20 protein-coding genes are annotated in these 22691 nt (G+C 43.4%); 5 read left to right on the forward strand and 15 right to left on the reverse strand.

The window, feature by feature from the left end:
- Positions 1-304: 304 nt before the first annotated feature.
- The gene (locus FTV12_RS12905; protein WP_180034171.1) at positions 305-577 is read left to right on the forward strand and encodes a hypothetical protein; all 273 of its coding nucleotides are present in this window, start codon (positions 305-307) and stop codon (positions 575-577) included.
- Between the two features lie 70 nt (positions 578-647).
- On the opposite strand, the gene FTV12_RS12910 is transcribed toward FTV12_RS12905, so the two are convergent.
- From FTV12_RS12910 to FTV12_RS12925, 4 genes are all read right to left on the reverse strand, one after another.
- On the reverse strand, positions 648-1799 hold the full coding sequence (locus tag FTV12_RS12910; protein ID WP_180034172.1) for a hypothetical protein: 1152 nt from the start codon (positions 1797-1799) through the stop codon (positions 648-650).
- A gap of 94 nt (positions 1800-1893) precedes the next feature.
- Entirely contained in the window at positions 1894-3312 is a 1419-nt protein-coding gene (locus FTV12_RS12915; RefSeq protein ID WP_180034173.1) for a hypothetical protein, read from the reverse strand.
- Between the two features lie 9 nt (positions 3313-3321).
- Positions 3322-3501 (reverse strand): hypothetical protein, encoded by a 180-nt coding sequence (locus tag FTV12_RS12920; RefSeq protein ID WP_004781696.1) that lies wholly within the window; start codon positions 3499-3501, stop codon positions 3322-3324.
- Positions 3502-3757: 256 nt separating this feature from the next.
- On the reverse strand, positions 3758-3925 hold the full coding sequence (locus FTV12_RS12925) for a hypothetical protein (protein ID WP_004781698.1): 168 nt from the start codon (positions 3923-3925) through the stop codon (positions 3758-3760).
- A 417-nt stretch (positions 3926-4342) separates the two neighbouring features.
- Between FTV12_RS12925 and FTV12_RS12930 the strand changes: the two genes are divergently transcribed.
- Entirely contained in the window at positions 4343-4543 is a 201-nt protein-coding gene (locus FTV12_RS12930; RefSeq protein WP_179991974.1) for a dodecin family protein, read from the forward strand.
- Between the two features lie 56 nt (positions 4544-4599).
- On the opposite strand, the gene FTV12_RS12935 is transcribed toward FTV12_RS12930, so the two are convergent.
- From FTV12_RS12935 to ompR, 4 genes are all read right to left on the reverse strand, one after another.
- Entirely contained in the window at positions 4600-5295 is a 696-nt protein-coding gene (locus FTV12_RS12935; RefSeq protein WP_159123435.1) for a DsbA family oxidoreductase, read from the reverse strand.
- 208 nt (positions 5296-5503) lie between these two features.
- Positions 5504-7021, reverse strand: coding sequence for an acetyl-CoA hydrolase/transferase family protein (locus tag FTV12_RS12940; protein WP_180034174.1), 1518 nt, complete (start codon positions 7019-7021; stop codon positions 5504-5506).
- Positions 7022-7226: 205 nt separating this feature from the next.
- A complete protein-coding gene (locus FTV12_RS12945) occupies positions 7227-8687 on the reverse strand; it encodes an ATP-binding protein (RefSeq protein WP_180011859.1) in 1461 nt (486 codons plus the stop codon).
- Between the two features lie 310 nt (positions 8688-8997).
- Positions 8998-9762: a two-component system response regulator OmpR gene (gene ompR / locus FTV12_RS12950; RefSeq protein WP_004781707.1), complete on the reverse strand. Its 765-nt coding sequence runs from the start codon at positions 9760-9762 to the stop codon at positions 8998-9000.
- A 336-nt stretch (positions 9763-10098) separates the two neighbouring features.
- Here ompR and FTV12_RS12955 point away from each other — a divergent pair, with 336 nt between their 5' ends.
- Entirely contained in the window at positions 10099-12450 is a 2352-nt protein-coding gene (locus FTV12_RS12955; RefSeq protein ID WP_180034175.1) for a Tex family protein, read from the forward strand.
- Positions 12451-12531: 81 nt separating this feature from the next.
- Entirely contained in the window at positions 12532-14499 is a 1968-nt protein-coding gene (locus tag FTV12_RS12960; RefSeq protein ID WP_180034176.1) for a DUF2075 domain-containing protein, read from the forward strand.
- Positions 14500-14535: 36 nt separating this feature from the next.
- On the opposite strand, the gene FTV12_RS12965 is transcribed toward FTV12_RS12960, so the two are convergent.
- From FTV12_RS12965 to FTV12_RS12990, 6 genes are all read right to left on the reverse strand, one after another.
- A complete protein-coding gene (locus FTV12_RS12965; RefSeq protein WP_004781714.1) occupies positions 14536-14853 on the reverse strand; it encodes a hypothetical protein in 318 nt (105 codons plus the stop codon).
- Positions 14854-14914: 61 nt separating this feature from the next.
- Positions 14915-15991, reverse strand: coding sequence for a patatin-like phospholipase family protein (locus FTV12_RS12970; RefSeq protein WP_180002535.1), 1077 nt, complete (start codon positions 15989-15991; stop codon positions 14915-14917).
- 158 nt (positions 15992-16149) lie between these two features.
- Positions 16150-17769, reverse strand: coding sequence for an AarF/ABC1/UbiB kinase family protein (locus tag FTV12_RS12975; protein WP_180034177.1), 1620 nt, complete (start codon positions 17767-17769; stop codon positions 16150-16152).
- A 12-nt stretch (positions 17770-17781) separates the two neighbouring features.
- Complete coding sequence (locus FTV12_RS12980; RefSeq protein ID WP_180034178.1) at positions 17782-18495, reverse strand: SCP2 domain-containing protein; 714 nt, start codon at positions 18493-18495, stop codon at positions 17782-17784.
- A 14-nt stretch (positions 18496-18509) separates the two neighbouring features.
- Complete coding sequence (ubiE, locus tag FTV12_RS12985) at positions 18510-19454, reverse strand: bifunctional demethylmenaquinone methyltransferase/2-methoxy-6-polyprenyl-1,4-benzoquinol methylase UbiE (RefSeq protein WP_005232491.1); 945 nt, start codon at positions 19452-19454, stop codon at positions 18510-18512.
- 260 nt (positions 19455-19714) lie between these two features.
- The gene (locus FTV12_RS12990; protein WP_180034179.1) at positions 19715-20419 is read right to left on the reverse strand and encodes a hypothetical protein; all 705 of its coding nucleotides are present in this window, start codon (positions 20417-20419) and stop codon (positions 19715-19717) included.
- Between the two features lie 206 nt (positions 20420-20625).
- Here FTV12_RS12990 and FTV12_RS12995 point away from each other — a divergent pair, with 206 nt between their 5' ends.
- Positions 20626-22047, forward strand: a complete 1422-nt coding sequence (locus FTV12_RS12995) for a phosphate--AMP phosphotransferase (RefSeq protein ID WP_180034180.1) — start codon at positions 20626-20628, stop codon at positions 22045-22047.
- A 48-nt stretch (positions 22048-22095) separates the two neighbouring features.
- Here FTV12_RS12995 and FTV12_RS13000 read toward each other — a convergent pair whose 3' ends face one another.
- The gene (locus FTV12_RS13000) at positions 22096-22599 is read right to left on the reverse strand and encodes a hypothetical protein (protein ID WP_159123426.1); all 504 of its coding nucleotides are present in this window, start codon (positions 22597-22599) and stop codon (positions 22096-22098) included.
- Positions 22600-22691 lie beyond the last annotated feature (92 nt).

Below are 22691 nucleotides of genomic sequence, written 5' to 3' on the forward strand. Positions count from 1 at the left end.
AGTGATGGGAGAGAATGTTCAAGAGTGGATTCTAAATGTTCAGATAAAGACATAAAAAAATGAGCGTATTTACATACACTCATTTTTACTACATTTTACTAAAATTTGCTTAACTGACTGGCATTACTCTACGGAGGGATTTTTTATGTTCTGAATTTAGCGCTTAAAACTTGGATTCCCCTTTAATGATTTAAAAAAGCGATAGCCAGAATAAAAAAATACCTTTAAGTTTTAAATCTGAAAAATAGATAATATTTTATATATTAATTTATAATAGCGATTATTAAGTTTAGAGAATTCTCCCATGAAAAAATCACTGATGATGAATCTGAGTACAGTCATTCTGATGTCAATGAGCGCAGCCACAATGGCCGATACTGAGTCCAAAAAAGTGACTCGTAGCGATCGTATTAGTTTTCAGGCACCCATGAAAAAAGAAGCGCCAAAAGTAAAACGAATGCAGCGTACCGACCGCGCGGTATGGAATATGCCACAGATGGAACAGCCTTCTTTGCAGCAAAAACGTATGATTCGTAGTGATCGAATTGCCTTTACAACGGTTGAGCACCGCCAATAAAAACTTATTGGATTCAGACATTAAAAAGCCCATATTTTATGGGCTTTTATAGTTTCGGATTTGTTCAAATTTAGAAAATGGCCTCAAGACGTATCATCGCACCCAGATAATGGCTTCGGTCCAGTCGGTCATCATTCAGATAGTTCAGGTCGCCTTGCACAAAGAACCATTCACGTAAGAAAGGCTGTCTCCAGGACACATAAGGTCCCCAGCGATTTAAGCGTAAATCTTTATCATCCAGATAGCCGCCCGTATAGATGCCATAGTTAAAGCGGTTGCCCTGGAAAAATTGATGCTGTCTGAAGGTATAGTTGTCCCAGGTCAAATCGTCTTCCTGCTCATCTGCATAGGTTAAACTTAACTGATTGGAAAAAAAGGCCTCATTGGGACGAGCATGGATCAGTTCCAGGTTGGTCCGCAAATAATTTTCACTCTGCAATCCATAGCGATAAATCTGTTCGGCATGAAAAGAGAAGTCATTCTGCATCGCCCAGTCTTTACTGATTTTGGCCCGTACATAGATATCATCCCCAGAACGTACCCCCAGATCCAGATCGCTATCGAAAGGTAGGCCATTTGAAAATTCTGACCAGCGTAGTGCAAACGAGCTGTTGTTTTCACGGGTACGGCGAATATCCAGATTTTTATCCCGGGCATTGCCAGGATTTTCATTGGTAATTGCGACATTGCTATCCAGTTCGTTATCCAGGCTGTCATCACCAAAGACCAGACTTAACTTTTGTTCCAAGGTTGGAAGCTTGATTTTTCCTCGAATCCTCGGCTTGATTTCATAGTTTTCATATTTGTCCCAGCTATTATCCAGGATGATTCGCAAAGTCGCAGTTGCTGGCTCATCCGGGTTGGTCTGGCCAAACCAGTTATCAATCTTATGTGCGGTGCGGTCTGCCCATTCACGGATTCTTTTCTGCTTTTTGTCAGCCCAAGATTTATCTTCTGTTTCTTCGGTGGTGGGCACCATCGCTTCGTCTGACTGTTGAGGTAAAATCGTAGGCGTGGCATCGATCAAGCGTGGAATCTGATCTAAAATACCTGTACCTGTACCTGTACCTGTACCTGTACCTGTACCTGTACCTGTACCTGTACCTGTAGGCTGTTCTGTTTCTGCAGGTTCTGTAGGAGATGCTTCTGCCCAAACTGGGCTACTACTTAATCCCACGCCAAGTGATAGCAATAAGATTCGAGTAATTTGGTTTATTCGCATGAGTTGATTCTTGCTCTTATCGTATTTTATTTACTGCGCTAGTTTTCTAAAAAATAAGGAAAAAAAGCAAGGATAAACTACATAACTACATCAATTATTTAATGATTTGTGCCTGAATTGCCATATAAAGATCTAAAACCCGTACCGGCTGTGACAATCCTAAAACAATTTGATGAATTTTTTGCCAATTCAAATCCTTATCACGTTTGAGCATTAAATAAGGATAAGCGATTTCCTGATTGGACAATGCCAGGCGACGTTCTCCATGAATCACCCGAATTTTCTGATGTTCCTGTAGCAATAAAATTGGAGTAGAAAAATCAGCGGGCGCTTCCTCAAAATTGATAAATTTCTTTTGATGAATACACCGAGCCGGAATATAGGCATAGCTTTCCTCAGGCATCCAGACCGTTTCGGCTTGTTGCAGATATATTTCACTGAAAAGATCTATCTGATCAAGACAGGCACCTAAAGCTGCCCATGATATGGATTTTATCTCTATACAACGCCGTCCACGTTGCGTGCCCCAGTGCTGGATACAGGAATTGGCCTGCAAGAGGCTCGGTGCGCCTAAGAGCATCAGATATTTCAGACCTTGCCCTTGCTGATCGGTCTGCATGGAGAGATAAACAGGACGTGCCTGCCAGTGCTCTTCCTCGGCATAATATAGCGCTATTTCCAGATCGGCCGGTTGGGAGACAGTCGGTTGTAATTCTAGGGCACAGAGACGCCGTATAGTCGCTCCAGCATGTTCTAAGGGATGCAGCAGGGCAGAGAATTTACCTAGCTGTATAGATTCAGGAAAATTAATATTTTCATCTATTATCAAAATAGAGGATGAACTATCCGTGTTGTCTATTTCTATAGACAGCTCAGCTGTTTTAGCTTCTTCTGTTTCGCTAGTTGCTCTGTCTAAATCAGGTTTAATTGTTTTAGACAATTGAGGTGCAGTGATCTTGGTCTGGATCTGCAAACTGCCCTGATGATAACGCGCGATTTCCAGGGTAAGCGTATCGAATTCGGCGTCCTGAACAGATAAAGCCGGAATATTCAGTTGGGGATCGAGAGGAAAATATGTGCCTTGTTGCTGTTGCTGCAAAAGCCAGTTGTGGGAATTTACTAATTCATCCCATTCACTATGTAAAAAATCAGATTGCTCTACGGGACCTAGCCAGATTTGCCAGCCTTGTTGTGGCTGATGCAAAAAGGCCCAGCCTGTTTCTGTATGCGCAGTCAGTGCCTGTTGCAGCTGCACAGGATCCTTAAAATAACCACGATAACAATGATGAAACTGGGTGTTTGCTGCAAACTGATGTGCTGCCAGCTCAGGCTGAATACGGGATTTAAAACTTAAAATCTGATTTTTAAAAACAGGTTCATCACAGAGATGAAAAATATCCTGGAGTCGTTTTTTGGTTCGGGCGGCTTCATATAAACTGAGGGATTTATGTTCTAGTTGCTGCCCCAATTCATTTAATTCTCTAATTAATTTTGCTTTTTCTAAAGCATTCATTTTAGCTCTCTAGATATATTTGAGTGCTTTATCCAGTGACTTGGCCATGATCATATTGACTGCAAGTTCTACCAGTTTATATTCGGTAGAGTTGGGATCTGGATAACGCTCAGCCATTTCAATCAAAAAATCCACAGAAATTGCCTGCGGAGAAATTTTTCCCTGTATTAATGCTTGAAGCTGGTTCATAACAAGAAAGTCTGAAATCCATAAAAGATCAGGTTCTGATTATAAGCATCTGATTGAAAAAATACTTGATTATTTTGAGTATTTTTTAAGCGAATTTGGTGGTTTTTTTTGAATAAAAAGTGAACGAAATCAAAATAAAATAAAAAATAATGAGGTTTTTAATGCTCTTTAAATAGAAGAATAAGTTAAATTTTCGAAGCCCTGAAATAAAAACAGGCTGAATAATTCAGCCTGCTGGGAGATTTTGCTTAAAGACTTAAGCCGCTTTTTCAGTTTCTGCAGTTGCAGTATCTGTTGCTACAGTTTCAACTGGTGCTTTGCTTACAGGGAAATCTGGAAGATAAACCACTTGAGCCATTTGTGCTGAAGCTTGTAGAGAAAAAGCCATCACAGTTGCTGCGCATAAAAATTTAACAGTTTTCATAACATGACCTTTTGATATCTGGATGTTCAAGAGCTTGAACAAGGAAAAAATTAGTCTTAAATCACGTGAAAAATAATATCAAATGGCAATTAATAAAAAATGATCAAATCGGCAAGAAAAGCAACTAAATTTAGATAAAATACTCTATAAAACAATATATTAGAATATTTGCTCTAGATGGTTTTGGATTGTTTTTTATACATTTTTTAGATGTTTTAGAAGCTTTTAAGCAAACATTTATTTGTTGATTATTTAAAACTAGAGATCCAGATTTAAATTTTTTTTAAAGCAGTAAGGGCAGATCAGTATTTGTTCATTCCCTGTAAGTTTTTGCTATTACTTGTTTGCTAGGAGCTGTAGAGAAATTTAAATCGACTAAGATGAATGCTTCTATCTTCACAGAGTGAGTGTTGAATCATGGCAATTGCAAAAGTGGTAGAAGTCAATTCAAGCAGTAGTAAAAGCTTTGAGGATGCAATTCAAAGTGGCATCGCAAAAGTCACAGAGACGATCAAAAATGTTCAAGGTGCCTGGATCAATGAACAGAAAGTCGTGATTAATGACAATAAAATTACCGAATATCGTGTCAATCTAAAGATCAGTTTTCTGGTTGAATAATTCACATCATTCATAAAAAAATCCCCATCTTAAATGGGGATTTTTTGATTTAGTTTTTACTCAGGCTTTGCCGGAACATCACAAGCATCTGTAGAACACTGATCAGCTGCTGGTTGTTGCTGTGGCTCCTCTAAAGCTTTTTCAAGAACTTGTAAAAAGACTTCTTTCGGCTGAGCACCTGCCAAAGCAATGCGTTGATCAAATACAAAGAACGGAACACCAGTAACTTTGAGCTGGTCACGCGCCACTTCCTGGTCAAATTTAACAAAGTCCGCAAATTCATCCGAGTCGAGTAAATCGTCCACTTCAACCGGGTTCAGGCCAATACGCGCTGCAACATCTTCCAGCGTTTCACGTTCACCAATTGGCAGGCCTTGCGTCATATAGCTGTAGAAAAAAGCTTCCTGAGCTTCATTGCCCAAGCCTTTGCTTTGTGCCAGGTGAATGATGCGATGCGCATTCAAGGTATTACCAGAGTTGGCACCTTCCCAGTTAAATTCAATGCCTTCCTGTTTGGCCATGGCTGCGATATTGCGCTGCATGTCTTCAACTTCTGCCACTGAACGGCCATATTTTTGTGCCAAACGCTCAGAGTTGGAAACTTCCTGACGGACTGGCGCTTCAGGATCTAGCTGAAAACTATGCCAATGGACTTCAAGTTCAATTCCGCTTTCCTTTGCAGCAGCTTCCAGCCGTTTTTTACCAATATAGCAAAAAGGGCAGACCACATCTGACCAAATATCTACGCGCATGTCATGTCTCTAATCTTTGTCTTGTTAGAAGTATGAGGGTGAAGAACTGGAATTTAAAGCCCTGCATCCAGACTAAGTGCAGTTTTTTAATCATTCAAAATATTTAAGAAGTTAAGCTGATCAGATTCTTATGGATAGATTTGTCTTTGTTTATTTATTATTTTTCCCATAAAAAAACGCCCCGTGGGGCGTTTTCTGAAGCGGTCAATTAAGCAGTTTTGACTGCAGCTTCTACTGCAAGCATATGACCATTTTCTTCAAAGTTAGAGTGCCAAGACAATGCTTCACGAAGCAGGTGAGGTGTATGGCCACCTTTTGCACATGCACGGTCGAAGTAGTCATTCAATGCATCTCGGTACATTGGGTGTGCACAGTTATCAATTACTGCACGAGCACGTTCACGTGGCGCCAGACCACGAAGATCTGCCAGACCTTGTTCAGTCACAAGGATATCAACATCGTGTTCTGCATGGTCGATATGTGAAGCAAACGGCACTACAGAAGAGATGTCGCCACCTTTCGCGATTGATTTGGTTACGAAGATCGCCAAGTGGGCATTACGCGCGAAGTCACCTGAACCACCAATACCGTTCATCATTTTGGTACCACATACGTGAGTTGAGTTCACGTTACCGTAAATATCAAACTCAAGTGCAGTGTTGATGCCGATAATACCTAAACGGCGTACCAGTTCAGGATGGTTTGAAATTTCCTGTGGACGTAATACAAGTTTGTCTTTGTAGTGCTCAAGGTTGTTAAATACTTTCTCGCCATATTTTGCAGAAAGTGTAATTGAAGAACCTGAAGCAAATTTCATTTTTCCTGCATCGATCAATTCAAAGGTACAGTCTTGTAGTACTTCTGAGTACATGATCAAGTCTTCGAAGTTTGAATCTTTCAGACCCGTCAATACGGCGTTTGCAATGGAACCGATCCCTGCTTGAAGAGGGCCAAGGTTTTTCGGTAAACGCTCTTCAGCTACTTCTTTTTCAAAGAAAGCGATCAAGTGGTTAGCAATTGATTGAGTCTCATCATCTGGTGCAGTTACAGTTGATGGAGAGTCATGCAATTCATTGTTGAATACGATACCCACGATTTTTGAAGGATCAATATTGATTGCATGTGTACCGATACGCTCATCCACTTGAGTCAATGGAATTGCTTGACGTGTTGGACGGTAAGTCGGGATGTAGATGTCGTGCAAGCCTTCAAATGCAGGACTTAAATTCGTGTTGATTTCAACAATCACTTTCTCAGCAAAAATTGCAAAACTTGCAGAGTTACCTACAGAAGTTGTTGGAATGATGCCGCCATCTTCAGTGATCGCAACTGCTTCAATCACCGCTACATCAGGTTTTTTTAACTGTTGGTTACGCATCTGTTCAACGGTTTCAGACAAATGCTGATCGATGAACATCACTTCGCCTTTGTTGATCGCTTTACGTAAAGTGCTATCTACCTGGAAGGGTAAACGACGTGCCAATACGCCTGCTTCAGTGAGTTGCTTGTCCAAATCGTTACCGAGTGATGCACCTGTGATCAACGTGATTTTCAGTGGATTTACTTTTGCGCGTTGTACCAAAGCTAAAGGAACCGCCTTCGCTTCACCAGCGCGAGTAAAGCCACTCATACCCACAGTCATACCATCTTCGATGAATTCAGCAGCTTGTTCAGGGCTGATGACTTTGTTGTGTAGGGAGGCTAAACGGATACGATCTAAAGACATTTCAACTCTCATAAATTCTTAAATAATGATACGGATTGTACCGATCAAAAAATGTATTTTGCATAGGTGTTAGGCTAAGGTCTAATTTTTTAGCTAAATGTAGGTATAATGAAAAATGATGTTTTTTAAATGATTGAATTATTGAAAATTAAAATGAATTGTATAGAAATACTAAAAAGTTGTTTGTTGCTTTTATGATCACTTACTAGAAGTGATCAGTGAGCGTTTGACGAATTTTATCTAAGGTGGTTGGGGCAGCGGGTGCCTCGGAATCTGCTGTTTTCAGGGGTAAGGCGATAATGGCTTCCAGACCGCCTTCAGGCCGATTCTGGATATGCAGCTCACCTGAGTGAATATCAACAATACGCTTGACAATTGCCAGACCCAGACCACTGCCTTGTACGGTACGCGCAGAATTTCCACGAACAAAGGGTTGCATCAGTGCTTCAATCTGGTCTTCTGGAATCCCTTCACCATGATCGGCCACACTGATCATCAGTTTATGGTCCTGCACATAGGCAGCCAGCTCGATCGGTTCCGCACCATAGCGTTTTGAGTTGTTGATCAGGTTACCAATCAGGCGTTTCAGCGACATGCTGCGTACCTCAACCAGCGGTATCTCTTGAGGTGTAAAGCGAATATCAAGTGGCTTAAACTGCTTGACCAGTTCCTGCAACAGCACATTGACATTGGTTTCTTGCAGCTCTTCATCGGAACCATCCCGCATATAGGAAATGAACTGGTTCAGAATGGCATCCATATCCTCGACGTCATAAATCAGGCCTTCCTTGAGAAAGTCTTCATCCGGCATCATTTCTGCGCTAAGACGGATACGGGTCAACGGTGTACGCAGGTCATGTGAAATCCCCGCGAGCATGATTCGACGATCACGCTCGGTTTGATCCAAGGTATAAATCATCTGGTTAAAGGCATGATTCACCTGACGGATTTCCAGCGGACCATGATTGGTATCCAGATAAGGGGCGGAACCATTTTTACTATAGCTATTTGCTGCATTCTGCAAGCGGCGTAAAGGACGGTTCAGCTGACGCACCAGGGTCAGAATAATAATGCCGGCAATGAGTGGCGTGCCAAGCAGCCAGCCTAGAATCAGTTCAGGACTATAGTTGGCATAGGTTTTAAGAGGTTCACGTACCCAGTTTCCATTCATTTCAGGGGTTTGTATCCAGATGCGTGGACTTGGCTTGAACTGGAAATAAACGGTCGCCTGTTCGATTCTTAATTCTTTGGCCAGCTTGGTTTCAATCTGATTGGTAAAGAATTCGGCAATGACTTTGTCTTTTACATTGGGGTATTCAGCCGGATTAGTGACATATTCGATTCCGATCCGGTTTTTGAGCCAGGTATCAATATCAACTTCCTGTTCTTTATGATAAAGACGCAGGTCCGAATTGTTGAGAATTTCCAGCTCCATGGCCAGATAACGCGCGTGTTGCTGAATTTCAGGTAAATAGAGGGTACGCCAGAAAAACCAGATTGACATGAACAGGCTGAAACAGACCACAAAGACCACCAGTACAGTGGTTCGCATCGCTGCAGAGCGCGGCTTGATTTTGTCCAGAAAGCGTTCCCAAGGGGTACGTTTTTTTTCTGAGTAGCTGACAAAATCGGTAAATTTTTGTGGGTCGATGGGGTCGAGTTTCACTGAGCAATCCTGTGCTATGACTTCAGCAAATTATTATGAGTTGATTAAAAGGCCTTATCACACCGGAGTCAAACCATCTGTAATTTAGATATAGGTTGAAACCTTCGGTTCGACCTACTTTTGTTTCGGCAAAAGTAGGCAAAACCATTTTCATTCGCAAAACTCGTCAAATTGCGGCAAGTAATCAATTTATCGCAGAAACATTAGAGATGAATACCTCCTGCCTCAAACAGTTGCGAATGAATTTGTCACGTAATTAAAAACTAAATTGATAGACGGACGAATATTTTACTTTCTTCTAATAAGAAAATTATTCAGCACCATCTGGAACAAACACATAACCGACACCCCAAACGGTTTGAATATAACGCGCACGGGCAGGGTTTTCTTCAATCAAACGACGTAAGCGTGATACCTGAACGTCAATTGAACGTTCCATCGCACCCCATTCACGGCCACGTGCCAGATTCATCAGTTTGTCACGCGTTAAAGGTTCACGTGGATGCTGAACCAGCGCTTTCAATACCGCAAATTCACCAGTGGTCAGGGTCACTACCTGGCCCTCACGAGTCAGAGTACGAGTGGACAGATCCAGTGACCATGGGCCGAACGACACCACTTCCATTTGCTGGCTAGGAGCGCCTGGCACTTCACGAACTTGACGACGCAAAACTGCACGAATACGTGCCAGCAATTCATTTGGATTAAATGGTTTTGGTAAGTAATCATCGGCTCCCGCTTCCAGACCTGCAATACGATCCGAATCGCTACCACGTGCAGTGAGCATAATAATTGGAATATCAATATTCGACTGGCGTAGGCGACGACAGATGCTGAGGCCGTCTTCTACAGGCAGCATAAAATCGAGCACAATCAAAGAAAACAGTTCCCGCTGTAATAGTCGATCCATCTGGGTAGCATCATGCGCAGTTTTAACGACGAAGCCTTTATCTTCAAGGAAACGTTGTAACAGGGTACGCAGACGCACATCATCATCGACAACCAGGATGCGCTCGACCCGGTCGGTTTCGGTATGTACAGCATCGGGTTTTTCAGCAGGTACCACTAAACTCATGAGGTGCTCCTTTATTCTTTATTGTCGTCATAAACAAAAAATGAAATATGCTTTGAGTATACGATTCATTACTATTAATTGACTATGCTCTAAAGCATCAAATATTGCAGTTAAAATCAAGACATAGATACCAAATATATACATCTATATGCGAAAAAAATCGTCTTGGAACAAGAATAAAATGCAAAGTTCATGCAAACTTTAGTGGAAAAACTGGAAAACGATCGTATACGGTTATCTGAAGCTTATATAAATTAATAAAAACAATGGTGGATTTTATAGACCTGGTCTTTATAATCATGCCATTTAGTACTTATCCTTGTGGGATCAAACACGATGACTGACTTAGTTCAGCAGTTGGCAAAAGAACTTGCCGTACGTCCAAATCAAGTAGAAGCTGCCATCAAACTGATTGATGAGGGTGCCAGCGTTCCTTTCATTGCACGTTACCGTAAAGAAGTAACGCAGGGCTTAGACGATACGCAACTACGCCAGCTCGATACACGTTTATCGTATTTGCGTGATTTGTATGAACGCCGTGAAAAGGTGATCGAATCACTAAAAGAACAAAATAAATTATCTGATGATTTATTGGCACGGGTGAATGCGGCAGAAACTAAAAATGCCCTAGAAGAAATTTACGCACCATACCGTCCAAAACGTACCAGCAAATCGTTTAAAGCCAAAGAAGCCGGTTTAGGTCCGATTGCAGAAAAAATCTTTACTGAAGCCGTGGATCCAGCAGAAGCTTTGGCGGGCTTTAGCCATGAAGATTATCCAGATCTGGAAAGCCAGCTCGATGCAATCCAGCACATCCTGATTGATGACTGGGCACAGAATATTGCGTTGACCACTGAGCTTAAAGCAATGTTTGCTAAAACTGCCGTGCTGAAAAGTCTGGTCGCTAGCGAAGAGAAAAAAGAAGTTGGTAAAAAATTCCGTGATTACTTCGATTTCTCTGAAAATCTGAACAAGGTACCTTCGCATCGCTTATTGGCAATGCTACGTGGCCGTCAGGAAAATGTACTGGGCCTTAAAGTAGATGGCGAAGATGATGCACCATTGGCACGTATTGAAACTGAATACAACCTGGATACCATTCAGCCGCAATCTCGTCAGGATTTCTTAAAGCAAACTGCGAAACTGTTCTGGCTTGGTAAAGTTCGTCCAACGATCGAACATTCATTATTGACTGAAAAACGTCTGGCTGCTGAAGCTGAAGCAATGCAGGTCTTTGCTGAAAACCTGCGTCATTTACTGCTTTCTGCGCCTGCAGGTGCCCGTACAACTCTGGGTGTAGACCCTGGTATCCGTACTGGTGTGAAACTGGCAGTGGTGAATGAATCAGGTGATGTACTGACACATAGCACCATTTACCCATTTGCACCGAAAGATGATAAAGAAGGTTCACTGACTGAATTGGCGCGTCTTTGCCGCGAATTCAATGTTGACCTGATTGCAATCGGGAATGGTACGGCCAGCCGTGAAACTGAAGCATTGGTTGCTGAAATGATGGCTGCAAATAGCGACCTGAAATTGACCCGTGTTTCTGTTTCAGAAGCGGGAGCTTCTGTTTACTCAGCATCTGAACTGGCTTCTCAGGAATTGCCTGAACTGGATGTATCGATCCGTGGTGCAGTATCAATTGCGCGCCGTCTGCAAGATCCATTGGCTGAACTGGTGAAAATCGATCCTAAATCCATTGGTGTAGGTCAGTATCAACATGATGTAAACCAGACCGGTCTGGCAAAAACTCTTGAAGCAGTAGTTGAGGACTGTGTGAACTCGGTCGGTGTGGATGTAAATACTGCATCTGCTGCGATCCTGGGTTATATCGCAGGTCTGAACAAATCAATCGCGCAGCAAATCGTGGACTTCCGTAAAGAAAATGGCCGTTTTGACAATCGTCAGGATCTGAAAAAAGTGCCACGTCTAGGCGAACGTACTTTTGAACAGGCAGCGGGTTTCTTGCGTATCCAGCAAGGTTCAGAACCATTAGATGCTTCTGCAGTTCACCCTGAGTCTTATCCACTGGTATCTAAAATTGTTGAAGCAAAAGCAACGACTGTAAAAGATATTATTGGCAATACTGAAATCATTCGCCAGGTCAATGCTGAAGAGTTTGTCGATGATAAATTCGGGCTGCCAACCGTTCAGGACGTTTTGGCTGAACTGGAAAAACCTGGCCGTGACCCGCGTCCAGAATTCCGTACCGCAAAATTCCGTGATGATATTACTGAAGTGGCTCAATTGACTGAAGGCATGCAGCTGGAAGGCGTAGTCACCAATGTGACTAACTTCGGTGCTTTCGTGGATGTTGGTGTACATCAGGATGGTTTGGTACATATTTCTGAATTAGCCAATGAATTTGTGGCTGATCCGCATAAAGTGGTAAAACCAGGTCAAATCGTACAAGTTCGTGTACTGAACGTTGATGTGGAACGTAACCGTGTCAATCTGTCGATGCGTCCTGAAGGTTCGGAAGCACCAGTGAAAGCACCACGTCAACCACGTCGTGACAATGAGCAACGCGGTGAGCGCAAGCCACAAGGCAAACGTCCACAGCATGCACGTCCACAAGGTGACCGCCCGCATGGCAAGAAACCTCAAGCGGCTAAACCACAAGAAAATAAAATTGGTGGTTTAGGAGCACTATTACTTCAAGCCGGGATTAAAGGTTCGAAATAATCTTTAGGCTCTAAACGAAAAACCTCCCAAAAGGGAGGTTTTTCGTATCGACAATATTAAAAAATCTCAAAGAATCTAAAAATGCTAAGAAGTTATTATCAAAGTTCCATCCAAGATTTTTTATCTAGCTCAAATGACTTAATCTTAGGTAATTTGGCACAGCATCATGAATTTGCACTTGAAGATTTACAGAAAAATGCTTGGTTAGCACAAATAGATATTTTAAAAGCAAATTTAGTTGGTATAGCAAAGGGTCATCTTTACTTTGAGTACAGCATTCCTCGAATGGGGAAGCGTGCTGATAATATTCTGATTATTCGTAATTTAATCTTTGTTATTGAGTTTAAGGTTGGGGAAAGTTTTTACTCTACAACTGCAAAAAATCAGGTGATTGATTATTGCTTGGATTTAAAGAATTTTCATTCACAAAGTCATGATAAAAAAATTATTCCAATTCTTATAGCTACTGAAGCGGATACACAAGAGATCATTTGGGAGGATGTAGATGATCTTGGAGCACCCATTTGTTGTCATCAGTACAATTTAAACCAAATAATTCTACAGGCTCTTGCGCATTATGATGTGGGTATGGACATTAATATCCAAGAGTGGAATCAAGCCAGCTATAGACCGACACCCACAATCATTGAAGCAGCGAAAGCACTTTATCAAGGACATCAAGTTGAAGATATTTCCAGAAGTGATGCAGGGGCGATTAATTTAAAAATAACTTCAGCACGTATTGAACATATTATTGAAACAACAAAAGAAAAACGACATAAGGCAATTTGTTTTCTTACAGGAGTACCGGGTGCTGGAAAAACATTAGCAGGGCTGAATATTGCTAACCAGCGACTAAAAAAAGACGAATCAGAACATTCAGTTTTTCTCTCGGGCAATGGCCCACTTGTTGATGTGCTAAGGGAAGCGCTGATTCGACAAACAGTCGAAACAGCAAAAACTGAAGGTCAACTTGAAACCAGATCAAGTGCTGAAAGAAAAGCAAAAGCTTTTATTCAAAATATCCATCACTTTCGAGATGAGTACTTAAGGTCATTAGAAGCTCCTATTGAAAAGGTGGTAGTATTTGATGAGGCACAAAGAGCTTGGCGCAAAGAACAAGTTTCTAACTTTATGAAGCAAAAAAAGGGAATTCAGAGCTTTGATAAATCTGAACCACAATTTTTGATTGAGGTAATGGATCGGCACACAGATTGGTGTGTGATTATTTGTTTGATCGGTGGCGGTCAAGAGATTAACACTGGAGAAGCAGGGGTTATCGAATGGTTAGATGCTTTACAACAGCATTATCCTGAATGGCAGATTTATTATTCTGAGAAAATTTTAGAGGATCGTGTCTATATACAAGATCAAAGCCGAAAGCATCATTTAATTCAGTATGGTAATAAAGAACCTGATTTACATTTGGCGGTATCAGTAAGGTCGTTTAGAAGTGAAAGAGTTGCTGAACTTGTCCAAGCAATTTTAGATGGGGATGCGACGAAAGCACAACATATTTATAGCCAAGTTATAGAATCCTATCCAATTGTTTTAACAAGGAACTTGGAAAGAGCCAAGTCGTGGCTAAAACAACAAGCTAAAGGGACAGAGCGTTACGGCATGGTTGCGAGCTCAGGCGCAAGAAGACTCAAAGCAGAGGGGATTGATGTTAAAAATAAAATCACACCATCTGATTGGTTTTTGAATTCTACAATTGATGTACGTTCTTCATATTACTTAGAAGATGTCGCCACAGAATTTGATGTTCAAGGATTAGAATTAGATTACTGCTGTGTTGCGTGGGATATTAATTTTTACTTTAAGGATGGTTGGTGTTATCAAGCATTTAAAGGAACAAAATGGCAGAACATCAATCAGATGGAAAAGCAAAAATATCTACTGAATACTTATCGTGTTTTGTTGACTCGTGCGCGTCAAGGAGTGGTGATTTACCTACCGAATGTAGATGATAATGATTGGACCAGACCGAGTGAATTGTATGATTCAACATATCAATTTTTAAAAGCCTGTCATCTCAAAGAAATTTAAAAAAAGCCTCCCAATCGGGAGGTTTTTTATTTTGGATTAACTATTAATAATCGGAACAATCCAGCTGGTAATAATCAATAAAATACCCAGATGTCCCAGTTTACGTGTCACATAAACCAGTTTAGACGGTGGTTGTTCCAGCTGTTTGGCATACTCTTCCATGGTGATACCTTGTTTGCCTTTACTGGTATATAAGAACACACCCAAATCCAGACAGATCAGAATGGTACCAATATCTGCCACCAGTTCCATCAGCTCAAATTGCTGGGTATAGAGTGACATGCTAACGCTATAAATCAGATAAAGTCCAAAGGCTATACATGCATATTGCAGGATCACTAAAAATTTCTGCATAAATCTCAACAGTTCAAAAAATTAAGGCAATTATACAAACAATTCGGGCAGACTGCGCCCATTACAGACTTTGCATCACATCGGCAAAATTCTGCTTCTCGACCAGCTCCAGAAATTCATCTCCCAAGCGCTGACTTTCAGCAATGCATTGCTTCCAGAGCTGAATCCGCTGGGCTTGATCCAAACCTTTTAAAGTAAAGTCCTTACGATCCGGTAAACGACCCAAAGGCAAACTTTGCAAATATTCCTGAGAAGGTGAAATTAGCAAAGTTCGTGCCTGATTTTCCGGGCTTGCCGTGCGTTTAAACAGTTTATCGAACCAGCCAGGAGTAATGCTGTCAGTAAAATGCGGATACAGCACGATGCCTTTGCTCTGAAACGGCAGGTCAATATGATAGTCAATCAGACCACCATCGCGATAATAACCTTGCGGTGCATCCGGAATATTATTGACCGCTGCCATCACGCCCGGAATAGAAGCAGAGGCCATCAGCCATGACAAAACACTTTGCTCAGTCAAGGCGTGATAATGTGTAGTAAATCCATCATCGGCAATTTTAAACTGTTCACCGGTATTCGGCTGGCTGATCACACGTTGCATAAAATGGCGGCTATGTTTACGCGCTACAGCGGTAGTTCCCACAATGCCAGCTACAGAGGCGAGTAGGGGGAGCGCCTTGTCACTCTGGAAAATGTGCTGGGCTTTAATCGACAATACCGTCAGATGATAATCTGGATGATTCACCAGATCGGTTTCTTTGCCTTGTACCAGATCCAGCAGCATGCCACGACAAACGTCACTGACCTCCTTACGGGTCATTTTCTTGTGAAAGTACAGATGGGTATACAAGTCGGCAAGACGTTCAGTGCCTGCTTTGGCTCCCCACGCCGCGACACTGGCAAAACGCCAGCTACCAATGGATGAACCGACTAAGGTTCTACGCTGAGGAGCTCGTGGGAAAAACTCGCCAAAAATGGCCTGGTCCAGTCCCTGAATACCAATACCTTTGGGGCCACCTGCAGCACCCGGCACAATATCGACCTGTTCGGGTTGCAAACCTTCTTTCAGAATCAGCTCACGAGCCTGATGCCCAGCGCGGATTTTCAGAGCAGGCGCATGTTTTTGTAAAATCTGCATAAAGGTTCAACCCATATTTGACCAATGAGGACATATTTTAAGCATCTGGTCACAAAGCCCAATGGCAAGATATACCCTAAGGTGACTTTGCAGTCATAGGGAAGGAGAAAAATAAAAAAACCTGAACAATGTCAGGTCTTTTAAGAAGGTTATTTCAGTTATTTTGCAATCCGCCAGACTGCGAGTACGCTTGCCAGTACGATCAAAATCACTGACACAAACCATGGGGAAATGATCGCAATCGAAAGCAGAATGGCCATGATGCTGCCAAAAATCCAGCTACGTTTTTGCTGATGTTCCATTTGCAGGCGCATGCTTTGCAATTCATTGAGCTGTTTGGCATGCCAGGCGGACTGGTTTTTCAGACCATTCAGGCTGTCGATCATCAGGGTCGGTAAATCCTGCGCACCTAAAAGCAGATCCGGGATTTTTTGTCCCAGTTCTTTAATATTCTTTTGCGGATTCATCTGGGCTTTGACCCAATCGGTGAGGATTGGTTTCGCCAGACTCCAGATATCTAGTTCAGGATACAAGTCTGTTCCCAGACCTTCTACATGAACCAGCGTTTTCAGTAACAACATCAGCTGTGGCGGGATTTCCAGATGGAAACGACGGGCGATGTCCATGACCTGAATCAGAATCCCGGCAAAGTCCAGCTCATGCATTGGCTTGGACACCATTGGGCCCACAGTGCGACGCATTTCGCGTGCTAGCGCGTCCTGATCGGTACCTGGTGGAATCCAGCCGGCCTGATGCACAATCTGAATCAGCTGCATGAAGTCGCTGTTCATGACCGCCAGCAGCATACGTGCCACGGTCATCTGGTCATGTTTGGACAGCTCGCCCATAATCGCACAGTCCAGCGCAATAAAGCGCGGATTGGCCGGATTGATAGTTTCGACAAAGACATTGCCTGGATGCATGTCCGCATGGAAGAAGTTGTCGCGGAAGACCTGAGTAAAGAAGATAGTTAAACCTTTACGTGCCAGATCCGCACGGTCCATACCCAGTTCATCAAAGGTGGCAATATCCGAAATCGGAACACCGGTAATCCGTTCTGCCACCAGCACGTCCTTACTGTCCATATAAACTTCAGGCACATACATCATGCTGGAGCCAGTGAAGTAATGACGCATACGGCGGGTATTGTCCGCTTCCAGCGTCAGGTCCAGTTCATTCAGAATGATCTGGCGATAGTCCTGAATGATTTCTGACAAATGCAGGGCACGTGCTGCTTCCAGACGTTTTTCCAGAAAATCACCCAGCCAGCTTAGAATTTCAAAATCCTGCAAGATCTGCTGTCGAATATTCGGACGGGTCACTTTGACCACCACTTCACGGCCATCGTGCAGGGCTGCAGTATGCACCTGTGCAATCGAGGCGGCTGCCAGTGGCTGAACATCAAATCGGGCGAACAGGGTATTTATATCCGCTTTTAAGGATTCCTGAATACGCATCTTGGCGACATCATTATCAAAGGGCTTGACCTGATCCTGTAGCAGGACCAGTTGTTGCAGCACTTCAGGTGGAATCAGGTCACGACGGGTCGAAAGCAACTGACCCAGCTTGATTGCCAGTGGTCCCATTTCTTCCAATGCCAGTTTCAGCTTGAGCGGGTTTTTACGCTCACGGCTGGACCAGGCTGCCGGATGCATACGGATCAAAGATAAAATATGTCGGGCTTTCTCAGGAAGTTCTTCCGCAGGAAACAACGTGTCGAGTCTATAGTGCGCGGCGATGCGCCAAAGTTCGAGTAAACGTGAAACATGCGGAATCATAAAGCGGTGTACCTAGTATTGAGAAGGAATATGAGGTGTAGCAGGAGTAAATGGCTGATCAGTAGAATCGTCAGATTCAATCTGTGCCTGAAGCTGACGGATTTTGGCTTCGACGCGATCCAAATTCTGGTTCAGGATACGGGTATCCTGATTCAGGTCATCCATTTGCCAGCGCGGGGCAAAGAGACCACTATCTTCTTTCAGGGCATCTTCAGCGAAAAATAACTGGCTTTGCAAAGTGCGTTTTAAATGCTTCGGAGCCAGCTGCAACTTGCCAATTTCATGCGCCAGAGCAGGGCCAATCCAGGGACTTAAATGCGCCGCCAGATCAGGTTCTGCCTGCTGCATGATGCGCTGGATTTCTTGCAGAAGTTTATAGTCACCTTGCAATGGAATATTACCGACTTCATCAGCAAGCAGCAGCTTAAGCAGCTCTACGACATTATTCACCTGTAGCGTCGCCGTTGCTTCAGGAATTTGAGTACTATTGGCTTCATAAGGGCGCTGTTCAAAAATCGAAGATTCTTCAGTATGACCGGTTGGCGTTGGTTCTAGACGAACCTTGCCCTCATCAAAGAAGACATCGACGGACAGTTGCGGTGAGGCAATGACCAGCCGCAACATTTTGCCGGCTAAAGCATTGAGCTGAATGCGGGTAATCGCATCCAGATCAATCATATGATGAATCAGGCGTTCAACAGCACCGAGAGCGAGAAGTGACCACATATCGGGTACGACCCTTAAAGCTTGAAGCCACGGTGAACGGCAACGATACCGCCGGTCAGATTGTGATAATCACAGTTCTGGAAGCCAGCATTTTCCATCATGCCTTTTAAAGTACGCTGGTCTGGATGCATACGGATTGATTCAGCCAGGTATTTATAGCTTTCTGAATCATTTGCCACGATTTTGCCCATGATTGGTAAAGCGGTGAATGAATACAGGTCATACAGTTTTGAGAATGGCTCGAAGACTGGTTTAGAGAATTCCAGAATCAGTAAACGGCCGCCTGGCTTAAGCACACGATACATGGCTGCCAGTGCAGCATCTTTATCGGTGACGTTACGCAGACCAAAAGAAATGGTCACCAGGTCAAAGCTGTTGTCGGCAAATGGCTCTAGAGTTTCTGCATTCGCCAGAACGAAATCAACATTGGTACAGCCGGCATCAATCAGACGGTCACGGCCAACATTCAGCATGGATTCGTTAATATCAGACAGTACTACATGACCGGTAGGGCCCACTTCACGGCTAAATACTTTGGCCAGGTCGCCTGTACCGCCAGCAATATCCAGCACATGCTGGCCACGGCGCACGCCTGACATATTAATCGCAAAACGTTTCCACAGACGGTGAATGCCGAATGACATCAGGTCATTCATGATATCGTATTTGCTGGCTACCGAATGGAATACTTCAGCCACTTTCTGGGCTTTTTCGTCACTGCTCACAGTCTTGTAGCCGAAGTGTGTGGTTGGACCGACGTTACCGGTATTGGCACCGCGTGGCAGGTTATATTTAGGGACAGTTCCAGTCACAGGCGTATCGGTCAGGCGTTGTTCTAGAGATTGTTGCTGACCTTGTGGAGCGCCTTGCGGAAGCGGAGTGGTTAAGAATGGGCTCACTTTGTCTGTCTGTTGTGCCGACTCGGGTGTAGGGGTAGGCGTTTGATTTTCATTCGACATTGGAGTCACTCCTAACATATCAATCGGGTTAATCTTGCATTGCCTGCATAATGACAGATTCTTGGATGTTATTCAGCAATCATGATGCAATTGTTATGAATAATATACAGAAAAATAGGAATATGGGCGGAAATCTTCACTGCCAGTGATCGAATAATTCATATGATTTATCATTGGCGATGGCCTGCCCTAAAGACCTGAAAATATCAGGATCAGGCAGGACCGCAAGCCTTCCTCATCATGGATGGGAAAGGAATCTACTATTGGAATGGTGTTGGATCACCTGAATGCACCTTCTCAATAATACCGCGTTCAATCGCAGTAAAGTCATGCACGAATTTTTCTGCCGATTTTAACGGTTTCATGGCCTGGAAACCGTCCTGCATAAACTCATACATCACCTGAAAATGATATTTATTGGCTGCGCCTTTACACATCTTGAAGGCGGTATAAACCACAAAGGAACGCATATATTTATCCAGACTGACACCCAGCTGATCCAGCAATGCCAGCTGTTTCAAACGTGCTTCCCCCTGATCCAGTTTCAGATAAGTCACACGCATCATTTCATCGGTCAATGGTGCGTTGGCAGGGTAATCCTCTAAAAGCTGGATTGCGACCTGTTCATCCAGTTGTACCGCCAGAATCGCCAGTTCTACGCCTGAGGTTCCGGTTTTTAGGGCATTTTCCGGAATCATTTTTTCTGCCTTGTGCGCATATTTCATCAGTCGGGCAATCTGCTCGGCCAGTGCATCAAAGTCCGAGCCGCCGTAGAGCCGGTTCAGGAAATATTCGGCCATCAGCTGGTTATTTTTTTCAGAAAAATGCTGATGATGGCTACGCTGCATCCGTGCCTTTTGCCATGCCTGCACATCCTGTAAACGGCTTAAAATTTCAGGCTGAGTATGATATTTCAGCTGATAATACTGTTCTAAGAGTTCATCTAATCGGGCAAGTTTGGACATGTATTTTCAAATATGATTTTTCGATCTCAGAATCTTAGAGGGTGTGGCGCAATCTCGCTATGACAAATTGATCAATGATTCCTTATTTGAATGTCAATTTGCTGTTTAAACAGACAATCTAATCGTGTGAAAAACGTTGCTAACGCTATTTTTGCCTTCAGACTCCTCGCTATACTGCCCACAAGAATAAAAGATGAGGGATCTGTATGCGTATAGAAGAACAAAGTTTCCAGTTAATGGATGAAGACGAGCTATCCCTTGCGCTGATCAATGCCCAGTATGATCTGAGAAAAACCCAAGGTCAGAAAAATGGCAAAAGCCTGATTGTTCTGGTCAATGGAATCGAGCTGGCGGGTAAGGGCGAAGCAGTCAAACAGTTACGTGAATGGGTAGATCCCCGTTATTTGCAGGTGAAAGCCGATCAGCCGCAAGTATTAGGAGAAAAACAGACCTTCTGGCAACCCTATACACGGTTTATTCCTGCCCAAGGCCAGATCATGGTCTTGTTTGGTAACTGGTACAGCGATCTGCTCAGAACCACCATGCAGACTGGTGCCATTGATGATGCCCAGTTTGATGCCTATCTGGAAGATATGCGTACCTTTGAGCAGGATCTAAAAAATAACTATGTTGATGTGGTCAAGGTCTGGTTCGACTTGCCTTGGAAAACGCTACAAAAACGCCTGGATCAGATGGATCCGAGTGAAATGCAATGGCACAAACTGCATGGGCTGGACTGGCGCGACAAAAAAAAGTACGACACCGTGCAACGTTTGCGAGAGCGGTTTACTAAAGACGAAGACTGGCTGATCATTGACGGGGAAGATGAAAAACAGCGTGACCAGCAGTTTGCACAGTATATTTTGCAGGTGCTAAAACATTGTCCCAATCATCCGGTTCGGGCCAAAGGACGATGGAAACAGGCCAAAATTCCAGAATTATTGCAGCATCCTTCGCAAGAACTTGCCAAGACAGAGGACTATAAGGCGGAACTGAAAAAACTGTCTCCTCAGGTGGCCAAGGCGCTGCGCTCAGACCCACGTAATGTGATTTTGCTGTTTGAAGGGATGGATGCAGCGGGCAAGGGTGGAGCGATCAAGCGGATTGTGAAAAAGCTGGATCCACGTGAATATGAAATCCAGACCATCGGGGCGCCGGAAAAATATGAACTGAATCGTCCTTATTTATGGCGTTTCTGGAACAAGCTGCAAACTGATGATGATATCTGTATTTTTGACCGCTCCTGGTATGGTCGGGTGCTGGTAGAACGGGTAGAAGGCTTTGCCAGTCCGGCAGAATGGCAGCGGGCCTATGATGAAATTAACCGATTTGAACAGAGCCTGATTAACCATCAAACCGTAATTATTAAATTCTGGCTGGCGATTTCCCAGGAAGAGCAGGCGGCCCGTTTCAAGGCGCGTGAAGATACCCCACATAAGCGCTTTAAAATCACCGATGAGGACTGGCGTAACCGGGAACGTTGGGATGATTATTTAAAAGCGGCAGCCGACATGTTTGAACGTACGTCGACAGAACAGGCACCATGGCATATTATTGCCACTGATGATAAAAACACCGCTCGGGTCGAAATTTTAAAAACAATTTTAAAGCAGCTTCAGGCAGATTAATCTGCCTGAGTTTTGAAAAGTTTGGGGATAAAAAATGGGGCGGGAAATTTATTTGCCTTGAGCAATCTGTTTTTGCTGAATATTTTTTGCTGTGCGATAGCAATCTTCCACATGCGCTTCAGCAATTTTCTTCATGACAAAATAACCGAGGCTCGCGGCTACCAGTTGACCACCGAGTGGAATGAATTTTGTGACTTGCTTTGTGATCACTTTCGCTGCAACATTGTTCAAAGATTTTTTGACTGCTGTACGTGCTACCACCAGACCGGAAAACTCGATTCCGCGTTTACGCAGTTCATTCCAGTGCACCTGCTTGGTTGCAGGATCAAACACACTGATCTGTTCAGGGGCCAGACCAAAGCGGGCATTGATCTCCGGGATCAGTTGCGACAGAATGCCGACATCAATGACCACGTCCAGAAATGGCACCGGAATCACAGCTGCTCCGGCAGAATAATAGGCACGTTTTTTGGTTAGCTCTAAGCACTCGTTGCGAATTCTGTCTAAATCTAAACTTGGATCGATACGATCTGGAATTTTGTCTAATTTCATGGGCATTACCTAAAGCTAGATGTTGTTTTTTTCTGTTCAAACATCAATAAGATGCTTTTTTCAAAGAACTTTTTTGACTGAAGTATGAGTTT

This window comes from Acinetobacter sp. YH12233 (assembly GCF_013417725.1).
GTDB lineage: Bacteria > Pseudomonadota > Gammaproteobacteria > Pseudomonadales > Moraxellaceae > Acinetobacter.

Excerpts from the sequence above, each read along its gene's own strand:
- FTV12_RS12915 (WP_180034173.1), bottom strand. The coding sequence starts at position 3,312 with ATGAATGCTTTAGAAAAAGCAAAATTAATTAGAGAATTAAATGAATTG.
- FTV12_RS12975 (WP_180034177.1), bottom strand. The coding sequence starts at position 17,769 with ATGATTCCGCATGTTTCACGTTTACTCGAACTTTGGCGCATCGCCGCG.
- ubiE (WP_005232491.1), bottom strand. The coding sequence starts at position 19,454 with ATGTCGAATGAAAATCAAACGCCTACCCCTACACCCGAGTCGGCACAA.
- FTV12_RS12910 (WP_180034172.1), bottom strand. The coding sequence starts at position 1,799 with ATGCGAATAAACCAAATTACTCGAATCTTATTGCTATCACTTGGCGTG.
- FTV12_RS12935 (WP_159123435.1), bottom strand. The coding sequence starts at position 5,295 with ATGCGCGTAGATATTTGGTCAGATGTGGTCTGCCCTTTTTGCTATATT.
- FTV12_RS13000 (WP_159123426.1), bottom strand. The coding sequence starts at position 22,599 with ATGAAATTAGACAAAATTCCAGATCGTATCGATCCAAGTTTAGATTTA.
- FTV12_RS12905 (WP_180034171.1), top strand. The coding sequence starts at position 305 with ATGAAAAAATCACTGATGATGAATCTGAGTACAGTCATTCTGATGTCA.
- FTV12_RS12940 (WP_180034174.1), bottom strand. The coding sequence starts at position 7,021 with ATGTCTTTAGATCGTATCCGTTTAGCCTCCCTACACAACAAAGTCATC.
- FTV12_RS12955 (WP_180034175.1), top strand. The coding sequence starts at position 10,099 with ATGACTGACTTAGTTCAGCAGTTGGCAAAAGAACTTGCCGTACGTCCA.
- FTV12_RS12960 (WP_180034176.1), top strand. The coding sequence starts at position 12,532 with ATGCTAAGAAGTTATTATCAAAGTTCCATCCAAGATTTTTTATCTAGC.
- FTV12_RS12970 (WP_180002535.1), bottom strand. The coding sequence starts at position 15,991 with ATGCAGATTTTACAAAAACATGCGCCTGCTCTGAAAATCCGCGCTGGG.
- FTV12_RS12925 (WP_004781698.1), bottom strand. The coding sequence starts at position 3,925 with ATGAAAACTGTTAAATTTTTATGCGCAGCAACTGTGATGGCTTTTTCT.
- FTV12_RS12930 (WP_179991974.1), top strand. The coding sequence starts at position 4,343 with ATGGCAATTGCAAAAGTGGTAGAAGTCAATTCAAGCAGTAGTAAAAGC.
- FTV12_RS12965 (WP_004781714.1), bottom strand. The coding sequence starts at position 14,853 with ATGCAGAAATTTTTAGTGATCCTGCAATATGCATGTATAGCCTTTGGA.
- FTV12_RS12920 (WP_004781696.1), bottom strand. The coding sequence starts at position 3,501 with ATGAACCAGCTTCAAGCATTAATACAGGGAAAAATTTCTCCGCAGGCA.
- FTV12_RS12990 (WP_180034179.1), bottom strand. The coding sequence starts at position 20,419 with ATGTCCAAACTTGCCCGATTAGATGAACTCTTAGAACAGTATTATCAG.
- ompR (WP_004781707.1), bottom strand. The coding sequence starts at position 9,762 with ATGAGTTTAGTGGTACCTGCTGAAAAACCCGATGCTGTACATACCGAA.
- FTV12_RS12995 (WP_180034180.1), top strand. The coding sequence starts at position 20,626 with ATGCGTATAGAAGAACAAAGTTTCCAGTTAATGGATGAAGACGAGCTA.
- FTV12_RS12980 (WP_180034178.1), bottom strand. The coding sequence starts at position 18,495 with ATGTGGTCACTTCTCGCTCTCGGTGCTGTTGAACGCCTGATTCATCAT.